Consider the following 7,884-nt stretch of genomic DNA (forward strand, 5'->3'; position numbering starts at 1 on the left):
CTCACCGCCCGCCCCGCGGAAAGCGAAACGCCTGGAACGAAAATCAACAACCCCATACTAAAAACAAAAAAAGACTGTAGACAAGCTGGATTTCCATCCGAATTTGTCTACAGTCAAAAATCACAATATTATGCGCGAGAAACGTAAGAAGCTTCGCTTGTATTAATAATTAATTTGTCACCTTCGTTAATGAAGAATGGAACTTGAACAGAAAGTCCTGTTTCAAGCGTTGCAGATTTTGTACCGCCTGAAGACGTATCACCCTTAATACCTGGTTCAGTTTCAGTCACTTCAAGAACAACTGTATTTGGAAGAGCAACCCCTAATGTTTCACTTTGGAATGACATCACGTGTACTTCCATGTTTTCTTTTAGGAATCTTAGTTCGTTCTTAATTGAATCTCCTGGAAGTTCAATTTGGTCATATGTTTCGTTATCCATGAACACATGATTATCGCCGCTTGCATATAAATATTGCATTTTGCGGTTTTCGATATGTGCTTTAGCTACTTTTTCACCGGCACGGAACGTTTTTTCCTGAATAGCACCAGTACGGATATTACGAAGTTTAGAACGCACAAATGCTGCACCTTTACCAGGTTTAACATGTTGGAATTCAATAACTTGCCAAATGGCGTTATCTACTTCGATTGTTACGTTAGTTTTAAAATCATTTACAGAAATCATTTAATTTCCTCCTACATCTTTACAAAATAAGTAGTTCCTTTGGTGAATGTGTTAATGCTTCGTTGCCTTCTTTAGTGATAAGTGTATCATCTTCGATACGTACACCGCCAATTTCGGGCAGATAAATACCTGGTTCAACCGTTACTGCCATACCTGGCATTAGGATGACATCTGATTTAGCAGATAGTCCAGGCTCTTCATGGACTTCAAGTCCAATTCCATGACCAGTTGAATGACCGAAATAAGGTCCGTATCCGTGACCCTCGATAATATCCCTCGTTAGAGCGTCCGCTTCTTTACCAGTCATACCAGGCTTAATGCCAGACATCCCGGCTAATTGGGCCTCTAGAACAATTTGATAGATCTTTTTCAATTCATCTGATGGCTGGCCCACTGCAAGCGTTCTGGTTATATCAGATACATACCCATTATAGTAGGCACCAAAATCCAGGGTTACAAAGTCACCACTTTCAATGACTTTACTTGTCGCAACACCATGTGGAAGAGCAGAACGTTTCCCGGAAGCGACGATGGTATCGAATGAAGAGGAAGTCGCTCCTTGTCTTCTCATAAAGAATTCAAGCTCATTTGAAATTTCAAGCTCGGTTAAACCCGGGCGAATGAAGGTAACAATATGCGCAAATGCTGCATCTGCAATCTCGGCAGCGTCCTTTAATATCTTAATCTCTGCAGGAGTCTTAATCAAGCGTAATTTCTCTGTCAGACCTGATACTGGAGTCAATTCACCTAAGAATACGCTTTCCAACGCTTTATAATATGAATAAGTTACCTGATCCTGCTCAAAGCCAAGCTTCTTAATCCCCATTGCCTTGGCTTGTTCGGCAACAGCAGCCACCACGCTGCCCTTATGCTTAACAATCTCATATCCAACCGCTTGCTTGGCGGCCTGCTCCATATAACGGAAATCAGTAATAAGTTTTGCTTCTGTATGAGAAATTAAAACAACGCCTGAACTTCCTGTGAAATTTGACATGTAGCGAATATTATATGTATTTGTTAGTAAACATCCATCTAATCCAGCTTTTTCCATTGCAACGCGGAACTGTTCTAATTTTATCATGACTCTGATCTCCCCTTTACAATGTTCACTAATGCATCTAAAGCAAGGCCGTATCCTTCAATCCCCAGCCCAACAATTTGACCAGCACATACAGGTGCAATGACTGATACATGACGAAAACTTTCTCGAGCATGAATATTAGAAATATGAACCTCTATAACTGGAAGCTCAATCCCAGCAACAGCATCTCTAATGGCGTAACTATAATGTGTGAAGGCTCCAGGATTGATAATTACCCCTTCCACACCCTCATCTTCTGCCCAGTGCAGCTTATCAATGATTGCCCCTTCATGATTGGATTGGAAACAGATTAATTCAGTCTGAAGATTCTGGGCTTTTTCTATCAAGCTTAGTTCCAGTTCTGGGAGTGTCGTCCTGCCATAATGGACAGGCTCCCTTTTCCCCAAACGGTTTAAATTGGGTCCGTTTATTAATAATAGCTTGCCCATACGTCTCACCTGCTCACCTAAAAAATAGAATGTTCAACAAGAACATTCTATCATATATCAAAATTTTCATACTATATTTTTACCCTTTAAAAGCGGGCATTCGTTTGTGATTGCTGTCTCTTTTTTTGGAGTTGTAATTCTTGATATTCATAGGACACAGAAGTGCCGACAAATACTCCATATAAAAGCAATAAACAAAAGCTTGAAAATCCAGTATTGAAATTTATTTGCGCAAACGAGGGTAAATCAGAAAACATAGGTGATATCAGTCCAAAAAGCAGCAGCCATAAAAGAATCCCGAAAATAATGCCGCCAAAAATACTTTTTATTTTTCTCATCACACCATAATAAACCAAGGCAAACAGAACAGATAAACAACTGTAAATAATGACCGAAATAAACATCCCCAGCACTCTATTGATCCAATCGCCGTCGAACCAAGACGTTAAAATAAACCGAGGACTAACATCCATAAAATTCAAAAATGTAAATCCAAAGCCCACGAGGCTCCAAAACAATCCTCCAAATAAACCAATAATCACAACATATTTTATAATTGGCGGGTCCTGTTGACTAGAGTGGATAGCTTGTTCATCTTTTTTTGACACATTTTTCACCTCCCTTTTTATCATGCCCTTACTTAAATTGGAATATTATTTAAGTAATCAGTAGATTTGCTAGAGGTTTTCATTATTTTTTTGTATGATAGGTATATACACTTAAGGCGCAGAAGCAAGCAACAATCCCTGAGTGAAATCTAGTATAAGTTGGTGTAGAAATGTCCGATACCCAAAAGCCGGTGTACGGAGGGCAAGCAGTAGTCGAAGGCGTCATGTTCGGCGGTAAGTATCACACAGTTACTGCCGTACGCCGCAAGGATCAAACAATCGACTATTTCCGACTTCCTCGCGAGCAAAAGCCGTTCATGAAAAAGCTAAAGAAAATTCCATTTATCCGTGGGATTGTGGCCCTCTTGAACTCAAGCGGGACCGGGTCAAAACATTTGAATTTCTCTGCGGAGCAATTTGAAGAAAATGAAGAGAAAAAGGAAGAAAAACAACCGTCGAAGATTAGTATGTGGCTTGGTGTCGCGGTCATTGGTGTACTTTCCTTCCTTTTCGGAAAAACCCTCTTCACCTTGATTCCTGTCTTTCTAGCTGAGCTGACACGTCCAATCTTTAATAGCGATCTATCACAAATTCTTATCGAAGGATTATTTAAATTAATTTTACTGCTTTGCTATATTTACTTTGTCTCACTCACACCCATGATAAAACGGGTATTCCAATATCATGGTGCAGAGCATAAAGTAATTAACTGCTTTGAAAGCGGCAAACCGCTTACCGTAGAAAATGTTCAATCTGCATCGAGACTTCATTACCGCTGCGGCAGCAGTTTTATTCTTTTCACGGTTTTTGTCGGTGTCTTTGTGTATATGCTTGTACCTACCGAGCCCTTATGGTCACGTGTTGTTAACCGCATGATGCTTATACCCGTTGTTCTCGGCATCGCTTTTGAAGTGCTTCAATTAACGAACCTGGTCAGAAATATTCCTGTTCTTCGTTTATTAGGATACCCTGGTCTGTGGCTGCAGCTCTTAACAACAAAAGAACCCGCAGATGATCAAGTGGAGGTTGCACTTGCTTCCTTTAACGAACTGCTTAGAATGGAAAAAGAAACGGAAGAAGGTTTAACAACAGCGGAGATTGTGTAGGTGTACGTAAAGAAGTTTATTTTTTGGTTTTTGTTTAAAATGACGTAAAACTGTATAAAATGCTCTTAAGGAGGTGTCTTTGTTGAATCGTTCAATTTCATCATATATTGTCTATGGGATAGTGGTTCTTGGACTGATTGGCTTAGTCAGCCGTATGATTTATAATCCGGCGGGGTTGTTTAAGCAATTTCTAATCATGGCGATTACAGCAGGAATTGTTTATCTTATCTATAAGCGGTTAACAAAGGGGAAGCCTGATAATAGAGAGCAACGTGCATTTTTAAAAGCAGCCAAACGATCAAAAAAACGGCTAAAACAAAAATCAGGCAGTAACAGCCGCGATAATATAGCTAGTTTCTCCGTTGCTAAATCAAAAAAAACAATTAAACCACGAAAAAAATCTGACATTCATCTAACGGTTATCGAAGGCAAAAAAAATAAAAAGAAAAATCGGGCTCTTTTCTAAAGGGCAACGGCTGACGAGACACCTTGTCAGTCTTTTTTATTTCATTTATATCTGTTAGAACCCGCCGAACTTTAAGCGGGCTCGTTTTAATACGTCCAAGTTTTCAAAAATGTATAAGCAAATTCTCTTCCACGTTCAATGAGCTCTTCTTTTCGCTGTTCTGTCAGCATAAAGTCTGTACCTGAAATATCTTTCATCGGGATAAACATAATATTTTTAGCAAGTTTTTTTGAAATATGCCGAGAATCATGCGCATCCTTCATGGTTTTAAAAAGCGCACCAAACATCTCAATGGCATTATCAATCGTTCCCACCCGATCTAGGTCGGCATCACTCGTGAATTTCAACCCGATAACTGGACGAACTTTTCTAATATGTTCGGATTCAAACAACCACATGGGAAAGTTACTAAGCACTCCTCCATCTACAAACAGGGTATCTACTTTGTTTATTTTCAATTTAACTGGTTCAAAAAAATAAGGGATACTACAGCTCATTCGTACAGCTTTTGCAATAGGAAAGGACCGGGGATTGATTCCGTATTTAGGTAAATCATCAGGCAGAACTACCAGCCTGCCGTTCGTAATATCAGAAGTGATAATTCTAAGCGATTGCGGCGGGATATCCCCAAAAGTAACTAATCCTTTTTTAGAAAGTATTTCCGAAACCCAGTGTTCGAGTGCTTCTCCCTTATATAAACCAAGCTTCCAGTATAATAATAGCCATTCAGCAAATGGTATCTTCAGAAAATTTCGTTTATCAAGCAAATGATTCATATTCACGGTTGAAAGCAACCTTTGGATATCCTTTCCTGAATAGCCTGCAGCAATTAAAGCGGCCACAATGGATCCTGCACTCGTTCCTGCGGTCTGATTAATTACAAATCCTCGATCCTCTAATACCTGAAGAGCTCCTACCATAGCAAAGCCCTTTATACCTCCTCCTGAAAACACTCCATCAATAATCATTCCTTACCCTCCCCATTTCGGGTCCTATTACAATTTAATCAAGGTAAAGGATGATTATGACTTTTTAAATTTTTTACGTAAAATACTGAACCACTGAATCTGGGAAGTATTCTTTCACATATCCTCTTATAACCGTCTCTAATTCGGCTGCTTCTTCCGTTTTATAGACATACTTCCCAATCCCGTACCGCCCCCATTTATATTTCCGTTTTGATTCATCAAGTTGAAGTTTTGATTTAGGATAATTTTTTTCAATGACCTTTTTGGCTGGGCCTGTGAACCGATGCTGAATTAACTCAAAGGTTAATCCTGGTATCTCTACTCCTTCTAATGCAGCTGAAAGTCGTTCAAAGAGCTCTCTGTAGCCTGCCTGCCAATCATCGTGCCTGTAGATCGGCGCCACGATAAAGCCAAGCGGATAACCCGCCTTTGCTACTTTACGGGCAGCTTCCATTCTTTCTTCAAAGCTAGATGTTCCCGGTTCAAAATTCTTGATGACGTATCGAGAATTAATACTAAAGCGAAAACGTGTCTTCCCATTATGCTTCGCATCAAGTAAATGATCGACATGATGAAATTTGGTCACGAAACGCAGCTGGCCATATTCAGTTTGACCGATAAACTCAATCGTTTTTTTAAGTGAATGTGTTAAATGATCAATTCCAACAATATCTGATGTACAAGCGGCCTCAAATCGGGTAATTTCCGGCTTCCGCTCATCCATATATCCTTGAGCCGCTGCAAAGATTTCATCTAAGTTGACGTATGTCCGTATATACGGCTTCGAACCAAGGGTCGTTTGCAAATAACAGTAATGACAATGTCCCATACAGCCTGTCGCTAGCGGGATGGCATATTCCGCTGAAGGCTTGGATGTATCAAACTTCAAGGTTTTTCTTATTCCGACGACAAGTGTTGATTTGGCAACCCGATACTTTTGAAAATCATTGTCACCTGGAAGGTCTCGAATCTGATTATGTGAGGTCGTCTGCCTGATCTCTGTTCCTAATTGTTCAAACTTTTCCTTTAATTCACGGCCAAGCGGATACTCGAGAGCACGGGGCTCAATATAGACTAATTGCGGGCTAAATGGTTTCATGACATTCCTCCATTCCATTCGAATGATAAATATCTAACTACATAGAAATAGTTTTTTCATTTTTTTAATTGTTATGTATCATGCTGTTTAAAACAATCTATATCTAGAATTCACCGACTCTCCTTATCATGTCCTGAACACTCACAGATATCGAGAAAGAGCTGAAACAAAAAAAATCCTCCGGAATTGTTTCCGGAGGATTTTTCTGTGTACTCTTTATTTTACAAGCCGCATTTAAGCTGTGCGCCGCAGTTTGTACATGTATTACAGCCGCCCATTTCTTGAATCTCGCCTTTGCGGCATACTGGGCAGGTATTGCCGACTTCAGAACCAATTGTCACATTTGTAGATCGTAATTCATTAATCGTATCGACAAGGACAACCTTTTTCTTTTCTTCAACAACAGCTTCTTCCTTTGTATCAGAGAAGACATTCTCTTCTGCTTTTAACGTCAGAACCTGACTGTCACGGCTGCCATCGACATAGACAGTACCGCCTTTCGCTCCGCCTTTGTATAGACGTTGGTATACCTGTTCAACTTGTTCTACGGTATAGCCCTTTGGTGCATTAACCGTTTTACTAATAGAGCTGTCAATCCAGCGTTGAATGATACATTGAACATCAGCATGTGCTTCAGGTGATAATTCCATTGACGATACGAACCATTCAGGAAGTTTATTTGGATCTGCTTCTGGATGTTGATCCAAGTATTCTTGAACAATATCTGCTTTCACTTCAATGAATTTTCCTAAGCGACCGCTGCGGAAATACGTAAAGGAGAAGTATGGCTCAAGACCTGTTGAAACCCCAACCATTGTTCCGGTACTGCCTGTAGGTGCAACCGTTAATAAATGTGAGTTTCTAATTCCATGTTCAGTAATGCTGGCACGGATATCTTCAGGCATTTTTTTCATAAAGCCTGTATTGATAAAACGATTCCGCAGCTCTGCTTCTTCCGTTTCACTTTCACTAGTTAAGAATGGGAAACTTCCCTTTTCCTCTGCAAGCTTAACAGAAGTCCGGTACGCTGTTTCAGCTATCGTTTCAAATACTTTATCTACCAGCATATTGCCTGCTTCAGAACCATATTCTGTTTCACAATAAATAAGCAGATCGTGAAGGCCCATTACCCCTAGTCCAACACGGCGTTCTCCTAATGCTTGGTGTTTGTTTTCTGCTAAGAAGTAAGGCGTGGCATCGATGACATTATCCTGCATCCTGACTCCAACCTCAACCGTTTGTTTTAATTTCTCAAAGTTTACGGTTTTAGTCTCTTTGTCAGCCATTTCTGCAAGATTGACTGCTGCAAGATTACACACCGAATAAGGTGCTAGAGGCTGTTCTCCACAAGGGTTTGTTGCCACTACTTGCTGACCGTATGCTTTCGCATTTGTCATGTCATTCGCATTATCGATAAAGAA

At 40.1% G+C, this 7,884-nt stretch carries 9 protein-coding genes; 2 read left to right on the top strand and 7 right to left on the bottom strand.

Annotated elements, in window-relative coordinates; genetic code table 11:
• Nucleotides 1–128 precede the first annotated feature (128 nt).
• The 4 genes from efp to AC52RT_RS03280 all read right to left on the bottom strand — a co-directional run bounded on the left by efp (nucleotide 129) and on the right by AC52RT_RS03280 (nucleotide 2,824).
• Entirely contained in the window at nucleotides 129–686 is a 558-nt protein-coding gene (gene efp / locus AC52RT_RS03265) for an elongation factor P (RefSeq protein ID WP_495539425.1), read from the bottom strand.
• A gap of 19 nt (nucleotides 687–705) precedes the next feature.
• Nucleotides 706–1,767, bottom strand: coding sequence for a M24 family metallopeptidase (locus AC52RT_RS03270; RefSeq protein WP_495539426.1), 1,062 nt, complete (start codon nucleotides 1,765–1,767; stop codon nucleotides 706–708).
• A complete protein-coding gene (aroQ, locus tag AC52RT_RS03275) occupies nucleotides 1,764–2,216 on the bottom strand; it encodes a type II 3-dehydroquinate dehydratase (RefSeq protein WP_495539427.1) in 453 nt (150 codons plus the stop codon). The genes AC52RT_RS03270 and aroQ overlap by 4 nt, the downstream gene beginning before the upstream one ends.
• Nucleotides 2,217–2,302: 86 nt before the next feature.
• The gene (locus tag AC52RT_RS03280) at nucleotides 2,303–2,824 is read right to left on the bottom strand and encodes a YqhR family membrane protein (protein ID WP_495539428.1); all 522 of its coding nucleotides are present in this window, start codon (nucleotides 2,822–2,824) and stop codon (nucleotides 2,303–2,305) included.
• A gap of 170 nt (nucleotides 2,825–2,994) precedes the next feature.
• Between AC52RT_RS03280 and AC52RT_RS03285 the strand changes: the two genes are divergently transcribed.
• Both AC52RT_RS03285 and AC52RT_RS03290 read left to right on the top strand, forming a co-directional pair.
• The gene (locus AC52RT_RS03285) at nucleotides 2,995–3,930 is read left to right on the top strand and encodes a DUF1385 domain-containing protein (protein WP_495539429.1); all 936 of its coding nucleotides are present in this window, start codon (nucleotides 2,995–2,997) and stop codon (nucleotides 3,928–3,930) included.
• An 82-nt stretch (nucleotides 3,931–4,012) separates the two neighbouring features.
• Nucleotides 4,013–4,396, top strand: a complete 384-nt coding sequence (locus AC52RT_RS03290) for an SA1362 family protein (RefSeq protein WP_495539430.1) — start codon at nucleotides 4,013–4,015, stop codon at nucleotides 4,394–4,396.
• A gap of 86 nt (nucleotides 4,397–4,482) precedes the next feature.
• Here the strand turns inward: AC52RT_RS03290 and AC52RT_RS03295 are convergent, their stop codons facing one another.
• The 3 genes from AC52RT_RS03295 to AC52RT_RS03305 all read right to left on the bottom strand — a co-directional run.
• Entirely contained in the window at nucleotides 4,483–5,364 is an 882-nt protein-coding gene (locus AC52RT_RS03295) for a patatin-like phospholipase family protein (protein WP_495539431.1), read from the bottom strand.
• A gap of 73 nt (nucleotides 5,365–5,437) precedes the next feature.
• Nucleotides 5,438–6,463: a spore photoproduct lyase gene (gene splB, locus AC52RT_RS03300; RefSeq protein WP_495539432.1), complete on the bottom strand. Its 1,026-nt coding sequence runs from the start codon at nucleotides 6,461–6,463 to the stop codon at nucleotides 5,438–5,440.
• A gap of 221 nt (nucleotides 6,464–6,684) precedes the next feature.
• The coding region (locus tag AC52RT_RS03305; RefSeq protein WP_495539433.1) for a ribonucleotide reductase barrel domain-containing protein at nucleotides 6,685–7,884 on the bottom strand (1,200 nt) is incomplete at its 5' end.

The organism is Peribacillus sp. (genome assembly GCF_059453735.1).

Excerpts from the sequence above, each read along its gene's own strand:
- aroQ (WP_495539427.1), bottom strand. The coding sequence starts at position 2,216 with ATGGGCAAGCTATTATTAATAAACGGACCCAATTTAAACCGTTTGGGG.
- efp (WP_495539425.1), bottom strand. The coding sequence starts at position 686 with ATGATTTCTGTAAATGATTTTAAAACTAACGTAACAATCGAAGTAGAT.
- splB (WP_495539432.1), bottom strand. The coding sequence starts at position 6,463 with ATGAAACCATTTAGCCCGCAATTAGTCTATATTGAGCCCCGTGCTCTC.
- AC52RT_RS03295 (WP_495539431.1), bottom strand. The coding sequence starts at position 5,364 with ATGATTATTGATGGAGTGTTTTCAGGAGGAGGTATAAAGGGCTTTGCT.
- AC52RT_RS03270 (WP_495539426.1), bottom strand. The coding sequence starts at position 1,767 with ATGATAAAATTAGAACAGTTCCGCGTTGCAATGGAAAAAGCTGGATTA.
- AC52RT_RS03285 (WP_495539429.1), top strand. The coding sequence starts at position 2,995 with ATGTCCGATACCCAAAAGCCGGTGTACGGAGGGCAAGCAGTAGTCGAA.